General features: G+C 35.4%; 16 protein-coding genes. 6 read left to right on the forward strand and 10 right to left on the reverse strand.

Annotated features, from left to right (window positions below):
• Positions 1-3 precede the first annotated feature (3 nt).
• Positions 4-936 (forward strand): 4-hydroxy-tetrahydrodipicolinate synthase, encoded by a 933-nt coding sequence (gene dapA, locus AAGD68_RS05365; protein WP_253309202.1) that lies wholly within the window; start codon positions 4-6, stop codon positions 934-936.
• Here dapA and AAGD68_RS05370 read toward each other — a convergent pair.
• The 4 genes from AAGD68_RS05370 to AAGD68_RS05385 all read right to left on the reverse strand — a co-directional run bounded on the left by AAGD68_RS05370 (position 926) and on the right by AAGD68_RS05385 (position 5,025).
• Entirely contained in the window at positions 926-1,312 is a 387-nt protein-coding gene (locus AAGD68_RS05370) for a hypothetical protein (RefSeq protein WP_264687921.1), read from the reverse strand. The genes dapA and AAGD68_RS05370 overlap by 11 nt on opposite strands.
• 326 nt (positions 1,313-1,638) lie before the next feature.
• Positions 1,639-2,532 carry an Rpn family recombination-promoting nuclease/putative transposase gene (locus AAGD68_RS05375; RefSeq protein WP_341814168.1) on the reverse strand — a complete coding sequence of 298 codons (894 nt, stop codon included), beginning with the start codon at positions 2,530-2,532 and terminating at the stop codon, positions 1,639-1,641.
• 344 nt (positions 2,533-2,876) lie between these two features.
• Entirely contained in the window at positions 2,877-4,874 is a 1,998-nt protein-coding gene (gene ligA, locus AAGD68_RS05380; protein WP_265045094.1) for an NAD-dependent DNA ligase LigA, read from the reverse strand.
• A gap of 4 nt (positions 4,875-4,878) precedes the next feature.
• The gene (locus tag AAGD68_RS05385) at positions 4,879-5,025 is read right to left on the reverse strand and encodes a hypothetical protein (protein WP_264687924.1); all 147 of its coding nucleotides are present in this window, start codon (positions 5,023-5,025) and stop codon (positions 4,879-4,881) included.
• Between the two features lie 78 nt (positions 5,026-5,103).
• On the opposite strand from AAGD68_RS05385, the gene gltX reads away from it, so the two are divergent.
• On the forward strand, positions 5,104-6,426 hold the full coding sequence (gene gltX, locus AAGD68_RS05390; protein ID WP_264687925.1) for a glutamate--tRNA ligase: 1,323 nt from the start codon (positions 5,104-5,106) through the stop codon (positions 6,424-6,426).
• A 163-nt stretch (positions 6,427-6,589) separates the two neighbouring features.
• On the forward strand, positions 6,590-7,471 hold the full coding sequence (locus tag AAGD68_RS05395; RefSeq protein ID WP_265016667.1) for an Rpn family recombination-promoting nuclease/putative transposase: 882 nt from the start codon (positions 6,590-6,592) through the stop codon (positions 7,469-7,471).
• A gap of 9 nt (positions 7,472-7,480) precedes the next feature.
• On the opposite strand, the gene AAGD68_RS05400 is transcribed toward AAGD68_RS05395, so the two are convergent.
• Genes AAGD68_RS05400 through AAGD68_RS05410 form a run of 3 tightly spaced genes read right to left on the reverse strand, consistent with a single transcriptional unit; the run spans position 7,481 to position 9,262 of the window.
• Positions 7,481-7,876, reverse strand: coding sequence for a cytochrome c-type biogenesis protein CcmH (locus AAGD68_RS05400; protein ID WP_264735675.1), 396 nt, complete (start codon positions 7,874-7,876; stop codon positions 7,481-7,483).
• Entirely contained in the window at positions 7,860-8,900 is a 1,041-nt protein-coding gene (locus tag AAGD68_RS05405; protein ID WP_341814169.1) for a hypothetical protein, read from the reverse strand. The genes AAGD68_RS05400 and AAGD68_RS05405 overlap by 17 nt, the downstream gene beginning before the upstream one ends.
• A 2-nt stretch (positions 8,901-8,902) precedes the next feature.
• Complete coding sequence (locus AAGD68_RS05410; RefSeq protein ID WP_341814171.1) at positions 8,903-9,262, reverse strand: ferredoxin family 2Fe-2S iron-sulfur cluster binding protein; 360 nt, start codon at positions 9,260-9,262, stop codon at positions 8,903-8,905.
• A gap of 919 nt (positions 9,263-10,181) precedes the next feature.
• Here AAGD68_RS05410 and murD point away from each other — a divergent pair.
• The 3 genes from murD (at position 10,182) to AAGD68_RS05425 (ending at position 13,643) form a co-directional block, all read left to right on the forward strand.
• The gene (gene murD / locus AAGD68_RS05415) at positions 10,182-11,588 is read left to right on the forward strand and encodes a UDP-N-acetylmuramoyl-L-alanine--D-glutamate ligase (protein ID WP_265016666.1); all 1,407 of its coding nucleotides are present in this window, start codon (positions 10,182-10,184) and stop codon (positions 11,586-11,588) included.
• Positions 11,589-11,594: 6 nt separating this feature from the next.
• A complete protein-coding gene (locus tag AAGD68_RS05420; protein WP_264329272.1) occupies positions 11,595-12,194 on the forward strand; it encodes a COQ9 family protein in 600 nt (199 codons plus the stop codon).
• A 90-nt stretch (positions 12,195-12,284) separates the two neighbouring features.
• Positions 12,285-13,643, forward strand: coding sequence for a hypothetical protein (locus AAGD68_RS05425; RefSeq protein WP_265045100.1), 1,359 nt, complete (start codon positions 12,285-12,287; stop codon positions 13,641-13,643).
• On the opposite strand, the gene rsmD is transcribed toward AAGD68_RS05425, so the two are convergent.
• From rsmD to AAGD68_RS05440, 3 genes are all read right to left on the reverse strand, one after another.
• The gene (rsmD, locus tag AAGD68_RS05430; protein ID WP_253309159.1) at positions 13,640-14,188 is read right to left on the reverse strand and encodes a 16S rRNA (guanine(966)-N(2))-methyltransferase RsmD; all 549 of its coding nucleotides are present in this window, start codon (positions 14,186-14,188) and stop codon (positions 13,640-13,642) included. The genes AAGD68_RS05425 and rsmD overlap by 4 nt on opposite strands.
• Before the next feature lie 120 nt (positions 14,189-14,308).
• Entirely contained in the window at positions 14,309-14,941 is a 633-nt protein-coding gene (locus tag AAGD68_RS05435) for a hypothetical protein (RefSeq protein ID WP_253309160.1), read from the reverse strand.
• Complete coding sequence (locus AAGD68_RS05440; RefSeq protein ID WP_341814172.1) at positions 14,925-18,299, reverse strand: type IV secretion system protein; 3,375 nt, start codon at positions 18,297-18,299, stop codon at positions 14,925-14,927. Before AAGD68_RS05440 ends, AAGD68_RS05435 begins: the two co-directional genes overlap by 17 nt.
• Positions 18,300-18,359 lie beyond the last annotated feature (60 nt).

Raw genomic sequence — 18,359 nt, forward strand, 5'->3', positions numbered from 1 at the left:
AAATTGAAATTTATATTTTTATGGACTGCTTGTGTTACTCCTTTTAATTGCAATGGGGATGACATAGATTACCGCAGTTTGCAGCGTTTACTTACAATACAAGCTGAAGCTGAAAATGGCGTAGTGTTACTGGGTAGCACAGGTGAAGGCCTATCGCTTACTGATTCTGAAAAGCGTACATTAGTTGAATTTGTATGTAAGCTAAAATTAAATACGAAAATTATAATTGGTGTACCAGGAGTGAATCTATATCAAACTCTTGAATGGCTTGATTTTTGCAAGGGTATGCCTATTCATGGCTATCTAATGACAACTCCCATTTATGCAAAGCCCGGAATTATGGGGCAGACTTTATGGTTTGAAAAGCTGCTTGAGAAAGCACATGTGCCGGCTATGTTTTACAATATTCCATCGAGAGCAGGAGTGAGTCTTCACGCTGAAACTGTACGCAACTTATCCAGCCACGAAAAATTTTGGGCTATCAAAGATTCAAGTGGCACCGTTGATACTTTAGCTCAGTATAAGAAAGTTGCTCCAAATATTGAGGTCTTTTACGGAGATGATAATATGATATCCGATATGGCCGCTTATGGTGCGGCTGGTCTGGTTTCCGTTGCTTCCAATGTTTGGCCACATGTAGCACATGAATATGTTAAGCAATGCCTACTGTCATTCCAGCACGTAACTAGAAAAAAAACAACTCCTCAAATGACAGGAAATGACATGAAAAGTTCAACAGATATCTGGCAACAAGCTTGCAAAGCTCTATTTATTGCCAGCAACCCAATACCCACTAAAGCACTTTTGCATGATATTGGTCTTATAGAACATCAAACTGTCCGCCTACCACTCAGCACAGAAGACTTGCCTTCTGTTGAAAAATTGAGGCAAGCCAATAAAATGATTCTTGGATGGAAAGAACTGACTAATGACTAGGGCTAGGAACACAACCTGCACTAGCACCATTAACTTTCACACCGCTGTCAACCGAGCTACCTGGTGGTGTTGGTGGAGAAGAAGAGCGTTCAGTTATTGCACTAAAAAGTGACATAATAACTTTGCATGCTACTGCAGCTAAGACGGCTATAGCTAGGGGCGATTCAAGGCCAAGGGCAGCTAAACCTGCTCCAACTCCAAAAGAAACAACAGCCCCTGCTATAAGAGGTAAAACACACTTACTCAATTTATCAAACAATTCAGCTTTTTCATTTATCTTTTTTTGGTCATATATATTACCGTATATTTTATCGAGAGAGCTTCTATCTATAAGCAATAAAATGCCAACAAGCGTACACGCAACTAGCGGGAGCATAGAGCCAATCATCCCCCCTGCGATCAAAGGCGGTAAACTAGGACAATATTTAAGAGCTGTGATACTAGCTATAAGCCCTACAGACCCTATGGCTATTGCTGCATATGATGCAAACTTTTTTAGGTTTACCGACGATTTGAAAAACGACAAATTCGTCATTCCGCTACTAGTTAGTGGAATCTATGCCGAGATACCGCGAATGAATCGCGGTATGACGTGTTGCTTGGGTCAGCTATAGGACCTGTACCAGCACCATGACCTTACCCAGAAAAAATGGAGAGAAAGAAAGGAGTTTTTTTGTGGTAATCCAATCAATCCGTAACCGTTCACAGATTTCCACTTAATTCTTCAATCTCACTAATAGAAAGGCCAGTAAACTTGACAATAGTGTTGACATCAACATTATTAGCCAGCATTGCTTTTGCGACTTCAATTTTCCCTTCAATTTTTCCTTTCTCTATACCTTTTTGTATACCTTTCTCTTCAGCAAGATCAAGTCTGTATTCAAGAATGGCTTCTTCTTTCCGTAGATCCATTATTCTTTCTTCGTAAGCTACTAAATCTTTTTCGTTCCAACGAAACTTGTCTAATTCATCATATGCTAGCTTTATTATTGGCGCTTTTTCTGCAATTTTCTTTAGATCTTCATCTGTCGTTTCTTCAGCATATTTAAAGAAAAATAGCCAACGATCTACTATGCTTTCTAGCTGTTCTACTTTGCTTTTTGTAAATTTAGGTAACTCAATAAAGACAAATTGAAAATCTTTTAAGTAATGGCCGTTGGTTTTTATATCACGTATATTATGAGTAGAGATATAACCAACTTCTTCAGGAAGTAAGTTACAATTGGAAATAGCAATAAAGAAGACTTTCTTTAAATCAATGTAGTTGCCAGATTTATCTAATTGTCTTGAGTAGGCTTTAGCGGCATATAATTGAGCGCGTTTTTCGAAGCCCTTGTCTCTAGCGAGCTGCATTTCTGCTATATATCTATTTCCATGAGAATCCTTGCAGAGAACATCAACAATACTTTGTTTATCAGAGGCAACTTCGGGATCCATAATAGTGCTAAGAAACTCAACTTCTTGTATTGCATTTATCTCAGTAAACCCTAAAATATCGTTCAAAAAGTGGATCAGGATATTCTTATTTTTTTCCGTTCCAAAGATTTTTTTGAAACACAAATCATTGCGAGGATCGAGAAATTTTGAAAGAGCCATGGCAAAAATGCTTGAAAATATTAATAATTATACACTATTATTAACAATTATTCAACCATATTTTTGAAGATAGCTATAGCTAAAGTGACTTAGGTTTACCGATAATTTGAAAAACAAAAATTCGTCATTCCGCTACTTGTTAGCGGAATCTATGCTGAGATACTGCGAATAAATCGCGGTATGACGTGTTGCTTGGGTCAGCTATAGGACCTGTACCAGCACCATGACCTTACCCAGAAAAAATGGAGAGAAAGAAAGGAGTTTTTTTGTGGTAATCCAATCAATCCAATTAACAGCTTGCTCATTATAGTCTTGCAACTTTGATTTAATATACAATCCAAATGTTATTTGAACACTCCCAAACTTATCACTTTATGCCACTGGTCTTCATCTAAAATTTCTACACCTAATTCCACTGCCTTTTTATATTTGGATCCTGGTTTTTCTCCTGCAATTAGGTAGTCAGTTTTAGCAGAAAGATGTGAGCTGACCTTTGCTCCTAGAGTTTTGGCTCTTACTTTTGCCTCTCCTCTACTCATAGCAAGTAGCTTACCAGTAAACACTATAATTTTATTATTTAAAACAGAGTCACTAGAGTTGGAGTTCACAGGAAGAATTTGAAGACAAGCAGTAAGATCATTTAACATTTTGATGTTATGTTCCTTAGAAAAAAATGATTCCAAAGATTCAGCCCCTTTTTTTCCTATGCCGTCTATACCGACTAGCTCAGTATTATCTGATGACAGTTCAATCATCGAATTATACCAATTATAATAAGAAACATAATAATCTGCAAGCAATTCTGCTGCAACTTGGCCAATAAATCTAATACCTAAAGAAAATATAAACCTATCTAGAGTTATTACCCTTCTGCTTTGTATAGAATTTAACAAATTAGCTATAGATTTCTCGCCCCAGCCAGACTGTCCTTCCAGATTAAATTCATCCAATTTTTCTTCTAAAGTAAAAATATCATGGATTTGTTTTATCAGATCAAGGTCGTAAAAAAACTCTATCTGCTTATCACCAAGGCCAACAATGTCAAATGCATCTTTCGATACAAAATGCTTTAGTTTTTCTATTATTTGAGCTTTACAGGCAAATTCCTCAGGACATCTTACTGCCGCCTCTCCCTCAACCTGACGTACTTTACTACCACATTCAGGGCATACTCCAGGAAACACAAATTCAGGTGTATTTGGAAGACGAGAATCTCTGCTTACTTCAACGATCTGGGGAATTACATCTCCTGCCCTTTTGATTGTTACAATATCTCCCTCTCTTATGTCTTTACGTTTTATCTCATCTTGGTTATGCAGACTTGCTCTACTAACTAGCACCCCACCAATATTGACTGGCACTAAATCTGCAACTGGAGTTAAAACCCCTGTTCTGCCCACCTGTATAAATATCTTATTTAACTTTGTTTTTGCATAAACCGCAGAAAACTTGTATGCAAGTGCTGAGCGCGGTGCTTTGTGAGTATTCCCTAGACGATTTTGTAGTACCAAATCATTTACTTTATAGACTATTCCATCAATATCATAATCCAAGTTATAGCGACAATTATAGACCTCGTTATAGAACTTCAGCATTCCATCCAAACTACTCGTTAAGGACTGATGCTCATTTACGCAAAAACCAAGTGCCTCAAGCTTATTTAGTATTTCACTTTGACTTTTCTCTGCTCCACCAATCAAAGAATAAGCAAAATATCTAAGTGGTCTACTTGCTGTAATGTTTGCATCCAATTGCTTTAGAGAACCAGCAGCTGCATTTCGAGGATTGGCAAATTCATCGTTTTCATTTAACTTTAAAAAGTCGCTGTTACTGATGTATATTTCACCTCTTACTTCTAGTCTTCCTTGCACGCCTTGCAAAAACTTAGGAAAGCCTTTTATTGTTGCAACATTGTGAGTGACATCTTCCCCTAAAAAACCGTCACCTCGAGTTGCAGCTTTAACAAATCTCCCATCCTCATAAATTGCAGAAAACGACAACCCATCAATTTTTGGCTCACATAATATCTCTATTTTGTCCTCAATTAAAAACCTCTTTATTTTAGACAAAAATTTCTCTACATCTTGTTCATCATAAGCATTCTCAAGAGAAAGCATAGGTTCTTGATGTTCCACCTTAGAAAACCTCTCATCAGGTGGAGCACCAACACTATCTTGTGTTGCATAAATTTCTGGAAATTGTGCCTCTATTTCAGCTAACTTTTTCTTCAGTTCATCATATTCAGCATCACTTATTTCTGGCTTATTTTTTTGGTGATACAAAACATTATGATAATTTATTTGATCTTGCAGTTTTTCTCTCATCTTTTCTAAGTTAGTCATGATATCAATATGATGCTACATTAGCCTTTGTCGTCAAGTTGTGAATTTTCTTGAATTTATCATATGGTCTTAATCCATCAAATATCAAAGGTGCCACAATGCTATAGCCATACTTATTCTTCTCTTGCTCAATTGTATTAGCAGATCTCACTTGCTTTAGCCGTATATTTATATAAAATTAAAATAAATTAGAGTAAATAAGTTATTATTTTACAATATTGCTATTTAAATGCTAACAAGATTCGCTCCAAGCCCAACTGGCTATCTCCACGTAGGAAACGTACGGACTGCTTTGGTTTGTTGGATGTACACACGTAATCAAAATGGAAAATTTCTACTCCGTTTTGATGATACTGACCTTCAGCGTTCAGATGTCAAATATATAAATAATATCATAGAAGACCTAAAATGGATTGGCATAGATTGGGATGCAAGTTTTAAGCAATCAGAGCGCTTTGAGCGTTACAATGAGGTGTTTTTGCAGTTAATAAAAGAAGGGCATGTTTATGCATGCTATGAAACAAGAGAAGAGTTAGACATTAAACGAAAATTGCAGTTAAAACAAGGACTTCCCCCGGTATATGACAGAAGCGCGTTACTTCTAACTGAGCAAGAGAAAATTCATTATGAGCAAGAAGGAAGAAGACCACATTTCAGGTTTAAATTGGATAGAAATGAAGTTGTTAAATGGAATGATGAAGTTAAAGGTGAAATAAATATTGCAACAAGTCACATCAGCGATCCTGTGGTAAAAAGAGAAGATGGAATTTATACATACATGCTACCTTCTGTTATTGATGACGTTGACTTTAATGTAACCCATGTTGTACGTGGGGAAGATCATGTAACTAATACCGCAGTTCAGATCCAAATGATTAAAGCATTAAAAGCGAAAATTCCTATATTTGCTCACCTTTCTCTACTACATTTTGATGATAGCAAGATATCGAAACGGAAAGGCGGGCTGGATATCAAGTCCATAAGAGAAGATGAGACTGAACCAATGGCGCTAGTTAGTTATTTAGTGAAGCTCGGAACATCCAATCCAATTGAAGCTTGCGCCTGTATGCAATCTTTGATTGACTCATTTGACATTAAAAAATTTAGCTCAGCATCTGTACAATTCAGCTTGAGTGAAGTATACAAGCTAAATAGCAAAGTGCTGCAACAAATGTCATTTGAAATTGTACAAGAACGTTTAAATCAAATTGGAGTGGGCTCCTCAGAGTTTTGGTATTTTATAAGGAACAATATAGAAAGGTTTTCTGAGGTGGCCAAGTGGTGGAAAATATGCAAATCTGATATAGAGCCTGTGATTCTTGATAAGGAGCTTATAAAAATTGCGTTCAATGCATTGCCTCAAGGCGATTGTAACGAAAACACATTATCAGAGTGGGTAAAAGCTATTCGACAGACAGTGGATATAAAGGCAAAAGACTTATTTATGCAGTTGCGTTCAGCTTTAACAGGAACAGAAACAGGACCAGAGCTCGCTAAATTATTAATTTTTATCGGCAAAGAAAATATCATTGCAAGGTTAAAAAAAAAGTGAAAATCAAAAAATTATATAGTAACCAGACTGCATTCTGTGAAAAACACGATCTTTCATTTGAGCTTTCTTCAATTTAAAGTAAATACAGAAACTAGCTATCTTCAAAAATATAGTTGAATAATTGTTAATAATAGTGTATAATTATTAATATTTTCCAAGCATTATGGCTCTTTCAAAATTTCTCGATCCTCGCAATGATTTGTGTTTCAAAAAAATCTTTGGAACGGAAAAAAATAAGAATATCCTTATTCACTTTTTGAACGATATTTTAGGATTTGCTGAGGCAAGTGCAATACAAGAAGTAGAATTCTTAAGTACTATCATGGATCCCGAAATTGCCTCTGATAAACAAAGTATTGTTGATGTTCTCTGCAAGGATTCTATTGGTAATAGGTTTGTGATTGAGATGCAACTGGCTCGTGATAAAGGTTTTGAGAAACGCGCTCAACTATATGCTGCTAAGGCTTACTCAAGACAATTAGATAAATCTGGCAACTACATTGATTTAAAGAAAGTCTTCTTTATTGCTATTTCCAATTGTAACTTACTTCCTGAAGAAGTTGGTTATATCTCTACTCATAATATACGTGATATAAAAACCAACGGCCATTACTTAAAAGATTTTCAATTTGTCTTTATTGAGTTACCTAAATTTACAAAAAGCAAAGTAGAACAGCTAGAAAGCATAGTAGATCGTTGGCTATTTTTCTTTAAATATGCTGAAGAAACGACAGATGAAGATCTAAAGAAAATTGCAGAAAAGGCACCAATAATAAAGCTAGCATATGATGAGTTAGATAAGTTTCGTTGGAACGAAAAAGATTTAGTAGCTTACGAAGAAAGAATAATGGATCTACGCAAAGAAGAAGCCATTCTTGAATACAGACTTGATCTTGCTGAAGAGAAAGGTATAGAAAAAGGTATAGAGAAAGGAAAAATTGAAGTCGCAAAAGCAATGCTGGCTAATAATGTTGATGTCAACACTATTGTCAAGTTTACTGGCCTTTCTATTAGTGAGATTGAAGAATTAAGTGGAAATCTGTGAACGGTTACATTACATAAAAGGTTTAAATATACTGGACATACTGATATACTTTCGTATTAAAAAACACCCAATAAGCAGAGTTGTGAGTGGAATAAACCACAAAATGTAAGTGCTAGGTGGGGTAGTTATAATTGAATTGCCGTAAGAATTTTTTAACTCTGAGATTATCTCTTCATCTGTGTATCCATCATTGATTTTTTTACGAATTGCTTCTCGCATATCATACGCAATCTGAGATCCAGATTCAGACAATGATTCGCCAGAACATATTGGACACCTTATTATTTCAAATAAACTGGTTGCTCGTTTTTCCATGCTTTTATCTCTGAGTTTATTATCCAGAGTAAAAGCGTTTACGCCTGAGTGAAATATCAATATGAAAAGTAAACTAACTACTGCTCTCATCCTTGGTTAATTGGGTTATTTTACTGAGTTGGTTCATAAAATCAGTGGTGGATAACTTTCCAATAAATCTTGACCCTACATCATCATCGTACTTTATTGAAAATTGAACGCTGTCATCAGTTGTTTTTTCTGATAAGGAAGACATTAATTTTTCAAACGCATCTGAAGTTTTTGAGTCACCAATCATAAACGAGATTAATTCTTTATAATTTGATATAGCCACGTTGATTTTGTCTTTAAATGAAGACGTAACCAAATTATAATTTTGCATTCCACCATCTGCAGCAAGAGAAAAATTATTACTTTGAATTAAAAATTTCTCTATGTTGAAATTAACTCTGGAAGCTGAGATGTGGTTTACAAATTCGTAATCAAATTTAGTGTCGATACTAAGGTAACTTTCAGGACTTGCAGTATTTTTATACCGATAAGTATAAAAATCAAATCCTAGTTTAGTATTTCCACTTGGTTCTTTATCGAGGTGAAATTGAATGTAATTGCTTTTATCATTCACTTCAGTTATAACACTTTGCTGATTTTCTGAAACATCACATTTTAATCCATAATCTGCGTAACGAAGTGTATCTATATAGTCTATCACGGTACTATTTCTGTTGAATCGCAATGAAGATGGTAAATCATTTAGTCTAACAACAAAGTGGCTGCTATCGTTTGTGTGGCATTTTATATTCTTTTTCTCATCACCATGAACAACAATGTTGACTTCATTGCTTGGTATGTAGATATATACTGATTTATCAAACAATCTATTTTTTATCAATAAAGCATCAGATGAGATGGTTAATTGCTTATTGGAAAATTTTGGGTTTGTCACACGGAAAATTAGGTTAGAAGGAAGTCCACTGAAATCATGTGAAATATCAAACTTTTCGTCGTTAATGTATAGTATTGCTTCAGCTAAAAGATTTTTTACCTTACATGCAGAAAAATACCAAAAACCACCATACGCTACAGGAATAAACAAAAGTAAAGAGATGATAATATAGATAAAAATCTTACGCATAGCTAATTATTCCCCTGTTTATCCAATGATATATTTCTTGTACCCCTTGGTATGGTTACACACAAACCGTCGATATCTTTTATGATTTTTATTTGGCACCCAAGTCTTGATGTCTCTGTTAAGCCGAAGGCTAGATCTAACATATCGTTTTCCTCATCAGATATGGGATTATGCGTTTCTACAGCATCATAAAATTCTGGATCAACAATCACGTGGCATGTAGAACAAGCAAGAGAGCCTTCACATGCACCTTCAAGCAGATCTGGATCACTTCTGTGGGCTAAATTAAGCAGAGTTTCTCCCTCTGCAGCTTCATAGCTTTTCTTACTCCCATCAGGTAAAACAAAAGTAACAGATGGCATATTATTCCTATTAAAATCCTTACTAATTTCTCTGTATTCTACAGGTAATAACTAATATTTGCAAACTCTTTGCAATTCCAGTGCCTATTTTTTGTCATCCAAGTACCCCTTTCTTGTCATTCAAGTAGCTGACTACTTGGATCCAGATTGGATACTGAGTTGGTGAGTATAAAAGTATAGCTTCTACGTCATACCGCCACGAACCGTCATACCGTGATTTATTCACGGTATCTCATCCGCTAACACGCAGCAGGATGACGAGGTTATCGTCATGCCGCCGCGAACCGTCATACCGCCGCAGACCGTCATACCGCCGCGGTATCTCTAGATCCCGCTAACAAGTAGCGGTATGACGAATTACTTAACCGTCATACCGTGATTTATTCACGGTATCTCACATAGATCCCGCTAACAAGCAGCGGGATGACGAGGTTATCGTCATGTCACCACGAACCGTCATACCGCCGCAGACCGTCATACCGCCGCGGTATCTCCAGATCCCGCTAACACGTAGCGGGATGACGGTTGTCGTTTAGCTATAAATATTTAAGAAATTTACCAAACGAAAAAAAGGCAAAAGAAGCCCCGAGTAGCGAGTTTTGACTCTATATTACTGTAAGTGGCGCTGTAATAATGTGCTGACGCTTAGTTTAAGCGCGATTTGGCTGAATGTAGAAAAAATTTAAAAGACATGCAGCCGCTATAATTTTATGTAATCCGCCAATAAATACCTGAGTTTTTTTACTGAATTTTGTTGTTGAGCCCGCGCGGATCAAAAACAAGTTTTGAGTCATAAATACCCTTAATACTACAATAAGGGGGCTGGCGGAGTTTGTCAAGGAAGTTTTTTCGTTTCTACTGAATGACAGTTGTGACCTATGCAAGAAGTCTGTTGTAGTTTGTACGATATCTTTATAAAATGGTTCGCATAAGTTATCTAGCAGTGCAACTAAACAAATACAAAAATCAAAACGTCGCGGTTTTTGGTCTTGGTAAAACTGGTTTATCCGCCATTAACGCTCTAATAAAGAGTGGTGCAAGAATATATGCATGGGATGATCATGAAGAGCAAATAGCAAATGCAAAAATGATGTATAAAAAATGTAATTTTATTCATCCCAAGGAATACAATTGGCATGAGATCAGTGCATTGGTTTTAAGCCCTGGAGTGCCAACAGAGCCACATTGGATAGTAAAACTTGCAAGGAGATTTGATTGCAAAATAAAATCAGACATTGAGCTATTTCTTGAAGCTAAAACTACGAACCAGAAGGTAATAGGCATCACAGGAACAAATGGTAAATCAACCACTACATCACTAATAGGGCACATATTAAAATCTGCAGGGAAAAAAGTAGCTATTGGTGGAAATTTAGGCGTTCCTGTTTTGGATCTAGAAAGAGATGCAGAAATTTATGTAATTGAATTTTCCTCTTTTCAATTGGAGTTGATGAATGAAATTAACGTGGACATTTCAGCACTGCTCAATATTACACCAGATCACATAGATAGGCATGGAAGTATGGAGAACTACATAGCAACTAAATTAAAACTGATAAACGGTAGTGAGGTTGCCGTAATAGGATGTGACAATGAGATTACTGCTGACATATTCAACAAATTCACTGGAAACAAAATTCCAATCTCAGCTTCGATGTCATCCTCTTTGTCATTCCAGCCACTTCTTTTGTCATCCCAGTGCTTGACTACTCGGATCCAGAAGATCTCGTTAAAACTAGAGAGTCATAGCTTATCAGTAAGCGACGTGAAAATAAACCTAATATCCAACGCAGAAAACATAGCAGCCGCATATGCCGTATGTAAGCTACTTGGAGTAGATAGCAACACTATTATCAATGGAATCAAGTCCTTTTCAGGACTGAGGCATAGGAATGAACTGCTTGGCAAAATAAGAAATGTGTTTTTCGTGAATGATAGCAAAGCAACTAATGCAAAGTCGAGCGAAAAGGCGATCTTATCTTATGAAAACATAAATTGGATCGTTGGTGGAAGAAGCAAAAAAGGTGGAATAGAATCATTAAGCAAGCATTTCACGAGGATTAGAAAAGCTTTTCTTATTGGAGAATCAACCGAAGCCTTTGCAAACACTATGGAGAATAAAGTAGATTATGTTAGATGTTGCAATCTAGAAGATGCATTCAGATTGGCTTTTGAAGAGGCCTTAAATAGCGCAGAAGAAGTAACTATATTACTTTCTCCCGCGTGTGCTTCTTTTGATCAATGGAAAAATTTCGAGGAACGTGGTGAAGCATTTTGTAGAATGTTTGAAAATCTCAGGTACAATCACACATGCTGTTTAGTATAATGTTGCGTGGAACAAGATGAAATAAAGTTAATAATAGATAAGCTAATTAGGGTTATTCCATTTGAAGGGATAAGCGATGAAACCCTATTAAAAATTTGCACAGACCTTAATCTAGCTAATAGCTTTTGCAAATTTCAGAATGGAATATATAGCGCTTTGGAGCACATAGCAGAGGACTTAAATAGCTCAATGGAAGCTGAACTAAGAAATTCCAATTTAGAAGATATGAAAGTGCGAGAGCGGGTAAAATTAGCTATTCAAATACGCCTTTCAAACTACGCTAAGCTACCGAATTATAGAGAACTTTTAAAAAATGTTTTATCATTCTCCGTATCACCAAAAAATACATATTTTTCTAGTAAACTTTTATACAGAACTATTAGCGCGATTTGGTATGGCATTCATGACCAATCAACAGATTTTAACTACTATACAAAAAGAGCAATATTAGCTGGAGTGTACTTAAGTACGATACTTTTTTTTATCAATGATTATTCAGAAGATTTTGCGGATACTTTATCGTTTCTTGATAACCGTATCAACAATGTCATGACATTTCAAAAATTCAAAACTCGCTTAAAAGGAATCATAGGAAATTTCTTATAAGCTTTTCATCATACTGGTTATTCATATTTATATTCTCTTGTTTTTTTTTGATCTTTATGTTAAAATAACTAAATATTCATTAACGATAAAATGAAAGTTATTTATCATACCAATAGTGATATCAAGCCAGAAAAAAATACAAAACACGTGATAAACTTTTTTGGAGTACTTGGGTGTATTAAGGTTAATGCTCGTGGTAAAAATCCACTTAAGGGACAAGAAAGTAAGTTAGTTAAGCATTATTTTGACTATCCCTATTTCTCTAGAATTGTTAATCCAAGATTCTTTCAAGAAGAATTAAATGCTGAAGAAAAAAAATTCAATAGGAGAATAATCTCACTATGGTTATGTTCTGCTATATTGTCCACTGCTTCTATTGTGTCGTTATACTTGGCATACCAGAATCAAAAATCAAAAAAGGTACTTACAGGGTTAGCTTTTGCATCAGTAGTGCTATCAATTTTGGCTACCATATGTTTTATCGTACTTTGCCTATGGATGCTTTTTGACTTTATTAAGAAGAGATTTGTAGTACACAGAATTGAAAGCTTTTTAGAAAATGAAGTCAGCCCTGAGTGGATAAAGCGTTATAAAAAAGAACTTATAGATAAAGATTCGAAAAGAGATGCAGAAGCTTGTGATCAAGAGTTGGAAAAAGATATAGAGGATATTATAGAGTTCCTCTTGGAAAGAAAGAAAATTGTAGCGCTATATGAATTTCTAACAAACGGTGAAAAGTTAGTTCAAGCTGGAATGGCAATGGTAAACATGTTACTTGTAAAAGGTGTGCATCCAAACAATATAATTTTGGATACTAACTCTCTTGGAGGAGGAATTGCAGCAGAAGTTTTAAAAAGATTTGAAAAACAAGGTATCTATTTAACATTAATTCATAGTAATTCTTATAGCTCACTTAAGGATGCAACTAATAACTTTCCTCATGGGATAGGGAATTTTTTCATGAGACGGCTTCCTGCAAAATTCTTGAATTTTTGGTTTAATCGTTGCGGATTGGAATTTAATTCACGAGAGATTATAGAGAATACAAAATGCCCTGTATTAATTGCTGGCAGGAAAGGCGATACTGTAATTCCACAGGAAGCACAACTCGTTGGTAAACTTCCAGATTCATCCACATCTGACACATCTGAATGGTTTAGATGGAATATAGTACTTGAACACGATCCTCAAAACACGGAGTGTAAGAGCAAAAATATTCATGCTGATCATAAAGAACATTTAGTTTATCGTGAGGATAATGATGATATAACAAAATACACCAGTTACGAAGAAAAAGAAAATAAATTTATTGAAAAAGCACATAAGTATTTGTTGAAAGGTAAATTTAATAGAAATTTTAAGCTAAAAGACTACTGTAAAAGTAGTATCTTTGGAAGCTTGACGGAAATAGAACTGAAACCCATCAATGAAAAGCATATACAAGTTTAAGTTAATAGAGAAAGAAAAATTATTCTTGCTATACCGTAGGTACGTTCCAAGATTATACTGAAGTTTTTATTGCACTCAAAACCTTCGTTTTTCCTAATCTCTAGAATTATCAATGCATCATCACTTAACCAGCCTGAGTGAGCTAGTCCATTCAACGTTGATTCAACTAGATTGCTATTGTAAGGTGGGTCTATAAAAACTACATCGCACTTTGAAATAGGTTGTGGCAATTTGTTAGCACTGCAACAAATTAGCGTGACATTGTTCGTAATTCCAAAATCTTCTGCTGTTTTTTTAGGCAGTTGCAAATTGTAATAATCTGAATCCACCATGAATGCATGTTTAGCGCCGCGAGAAAGTGCTTCAAATGAAAAAGAGCCACTTCCGCAGAATAAATCAAGTACATTCAAGTTATAAATAGGTTTTCTTGAGGAAAGTATACTAAATATTGCTTCTCGGACAACACTCATAGTTGGTCGTGCAGCTAAATGCTTACCTGTAGTTATTTTTCTTCCGCGATATTTGCCTGCAATGATGCGTAGCATACTAAATAAGCTCCAAAATAACTAATTATTTAATACTATATGATTAATGTCAATATGGCTTTAGCAGTTTAATAGAGAGAAGCTATCGAGTCGCTTGTAAGAAAAACACAAACACAAAACTCATCCGTTATTTTTTTCTGATTTGCCTACTGCATTAATTGCTTGACCAATCTCATCTTGTAAACCACCATAATCATTTCTTTCATCATGATTTATCCCTTCAATTCTGCTTTCTAACTCCAGCTTAATTATAGTATTAATTTTATCTATGTTATCGAGAAAGCTTTTACATTCTTCATCACTATACTCTTCGCCAGATGCTTTTTTTTCAACAAATAGGTTTTTAAATCCTACTAAATTGGAATTCTGATCGGTATTCAGTACAACATTTCTCTCTACGAAGCTAAGATCTGATAGTAATAAACTAACCTCTAATAGATCTTCACTTTTAATGTTTGCAAGATTATCAAGATTGTCTAAAATATTAAACACCTTAAGCCTTTCTTGTGCAATCTCTTTGTCTTCCTTATCAAATTCAGACAATAAACTATGATTATCTACAAATTTCTCACTCAAAGCTTTATTTAATTTAGTGAGGTCGATATTGTTGTCTAGTGTGTTGTCTAATAGTAGATCTACTCTTGCCCTACGCGCATTTAAAATGTCATCGTAGTCATTTAACTTTATATTACCATCACCGTCTTGCTGCAGACCATAATAATTTAATCCTTTAAAGTTATGATTCTTCGTCATTATCACCCCTGTTATCAGCCCTTTCATTATTCTCACGTTCTGTATCTTCTCCAAAAAGTAATGAGGTGTCGTAATTTTCGCCTTCTTGATCTCTTTCTTTTTTTCTTCTAGCTCTTTCAGCACGTTTTTCTATATCTTCCGGAGTATTAGTGTATTTTTCTGTGCCTAACTCTCGTGCTAATTCATTTGATTGATCAGACTTATTTTCCTTTAGTGGTTGATCAAGCTTGTCTTTTTCTGGTTCTCTCTTACGTCCGATAGTGTAATCATGAAGTTTTTCTAAGAAATCTCGCCTATGCGATTTTGCTCTACAGAGCAGATTACCTTGGTAACCATCTTTTTCTCCTGTACGGTGGCTAACTCCTATAGAATCAAGGCCATGCTCCCAAGTAAACTTCATAGCATCTTCTATTGTATAGCCCAAATGTGACCCTACATATCCTTTATAATAATCTAAATATTTACCAATCCTTCTATGTGTAATATCTTCTTTATCAACTCCAAATGCCCTGTAAATTTTTTCCTCAAGCTTATCAATGTCATTTTCAGGCGATGTCACAAATTTTGTTGCTTCAATAGTAGCATTTACAAGTTTACGTGGCGCATCAATAGCATGTTTCAGTACACCTCCAACTCTTGGTATCCTACCCAGTAGATTAGCTGTACCTCCGGCTAATCTGTCTGGTAAATGAGTAGCCCAACTGCCTAAAGACTCTAGTTTTCCACCAGCAAAATCTTGCCACTTCTGCTTTAATCCTTCTGCTACACCAGCTAAAGGTGACGCATGATACATGCTAGATATGCTGTAAACGCTGTATCCACCACCGGCAATACTTGAGCCCATTTGTTGCACAAACTCACGTAAGGAGAACATTAAGAATGAGAGCAAGAATAATACAAAGATTTCCCCCGCATTGATTAAATAGCCCCTCTGTATGTCTTGCACCCTTTGGTAATCGCTATTTTCTTGATAATTTTTGCAATCCTCACAATCTTTACATTTCTGACAGTATTCACTGTTGGGATCCCTATATAATTTGTGCAAATCCTGTAATTGGCAATGTGGCTCTCGTCTAATAACATCCTGCACCAAAGACTTTATCTCTCTTTTAAGATCTGGTCTTATGGTACCTTTTCTGTAGTCATCCACTATTTTCCTATAATTTTTACATTTTTCTTCATCTTGCTGAGGTTGACAGTAAAGCTCTGTTATTTTACTATTCATACCACCTATCTTTTTGTCTATATTGTTGATCAGTAATATAATGTTAGCCCTCTCTGATGCATGAGATAAACTATTTGTTAAGCGTACTAGATCCTTTGCACTACAGTTATTATCCACTACTATATCACTTCCCGCAATATAGTGGTCTGCTGGATTCCTTTTAGTACCAGGAATTGGATTAAAGAAAGGATAATCTATATAACGAAAACCTTTTTCAATGTAATCCGGTGGAAGCAGGATATATCCAGCGCCTCCAGTAAATTTTATTGTACCACCTTCTCTGCTTATCTTTTCTATACCTTCTATGTTCTTATCTACGTTCAGCGGAGAAGCTTCTCCAAGAGTGTAAGGTACGAAAATTTGCCCTGGGGTCCAACCAAAGTACTGCTTATCAACGATACAAAAACCGCCAAACACCCATTTTGGAACACATAACCTTACCTCAAACCATTTATTGTAGCATACAGTAAAACCTAACTGCCTATAAAAGGTATTCATTATAATGGAAGCCAGTAATGACAAGAGAGCAAATATCATAATCGACTGTAAACAAAAGCTGATGCAGAATTTTATCCAACCTTCAAACAGACTTTTCAGCGGTGAAAATAAAATAGAGATCAGGAACAATGGCATGATAGCTATAAGAAAAGCTATACCCATAAAACCAGAGAGAAATATTATGTAAGCATATAAGCACAGCAAGAAATATAAAACTATCCCTATGAAAATTGCTGGTATCATAAGTAAGCTTGCCCACATTTGGTAATGTAAAAACGCTGCAAACTTTTTCCAAACAGAATAAGCAAAAAACTTATTGAACATGTCCTCCATGAACTTAAACAACTTAGCTTCATCTCCTTGAGCAATACTTCCGGTGTTCATGTTGGGAGCAAAATTAGTAATTATACTTATCAGTTGTTCAAGACCTTTAACGAATAGAACGAGAAAATGATCATAGAAAAATCTAAAACTTCCAGGAGATATAAGCACTATTACTAGAGTGATTTTCATCATTCTGATGAGCATATCATGCTTAGTTTCTCGTATCATGCCAAAAAGATAAAGAAGCGATGAAATCATTACAAATAGAACAAGCAAGGAAAGAACAAAATTGTGAAAACTTGAACCTTTTTTAACTATATTCTCAAACATAGTTTGCGCAGCCGCACACTCACTACCTTTACAATCTTTATTAGGTGAGATCAATAAAGTGTCTTTTAGATAATGATAAACTTCATTGAAAAATCCAAAGGTACCTGGTTTTTGTACTCCATACAAAAACTCAAAAGAGTAGCCACCTACATTATCTAAGTAATATCTATCTAATATTTTTACATATATTTTCCATCCCTTTTCTAACTTCAACTCATTACAATTTCTGTCCTTTAATTCAGTGCTATCTCTGTCTAAAGTAAAAAGTCCATTGGCGCCCTCTGCTGTGGAGTTATAACCTAGATGTACAGTAGGATATTGAGGATCGCGCATTAACTTTAGATTTTCGTTAGGATCATCTTTCCCCGTTTGAAACAAAAGATAAGCACCATGACCATTGGTAAACCAGCATGGAGCACCACGTGATACTGTATTTGCGCTATCATCTTCATTAATGCACTTGCAATTTACAGTGCAACTTGCATTAGGCTTACTTGAAAATTTTTGTATGCTAGGTTTATAATCATTACAAACTAAGTGAAAGTCAGGTAGACTATTATCACTTGACTTGCCTTCAAATTTAGTTGCATATTTTAACTGCTCCAAGCTTTGTAAGGTATAACTGCCTTTTTTAGATTCCTTCTTGTTATTATTGCTCCAAGATGTCCATGCACCATTAACTCGCACTCTTAAACTATCTCCATTGGTTTCGAGTCCGGTATCCTCCCACTTCACCACTTGGTTATGGTGAAAACCATAATTAATTTCGCCAGTTTCAGGATCAATAACTTCTCCATCTTCTGGAATAAACGCATCGTGATCGTTTGTAAAATGAGCGCTTACTGCAATAGGTTCAGGACCAAAATAATCGGCAGATATGCACCTTGGGAAAGGCATATCGTTCTTACTACAACCTGTGATCAGCACATAAGCTGCAAGAAGTAATACCCTAAACCAACATTTGCCTAAGCGTGATTGCATATCTAAACTTTTTCCAAATATAGAAATAAATTTCTAAAACTTTACTTAAAATATCTTTTT

Source organism: Wolbachia endosymbiont (group A) of Machimus atricapillus (assembly GCF_964027095.1).
GTDB lineage: Bacteria > Pseudomonadota > Alphaproteobacteria > Rickettsiales > Anaplasmataceae > Wolbachia.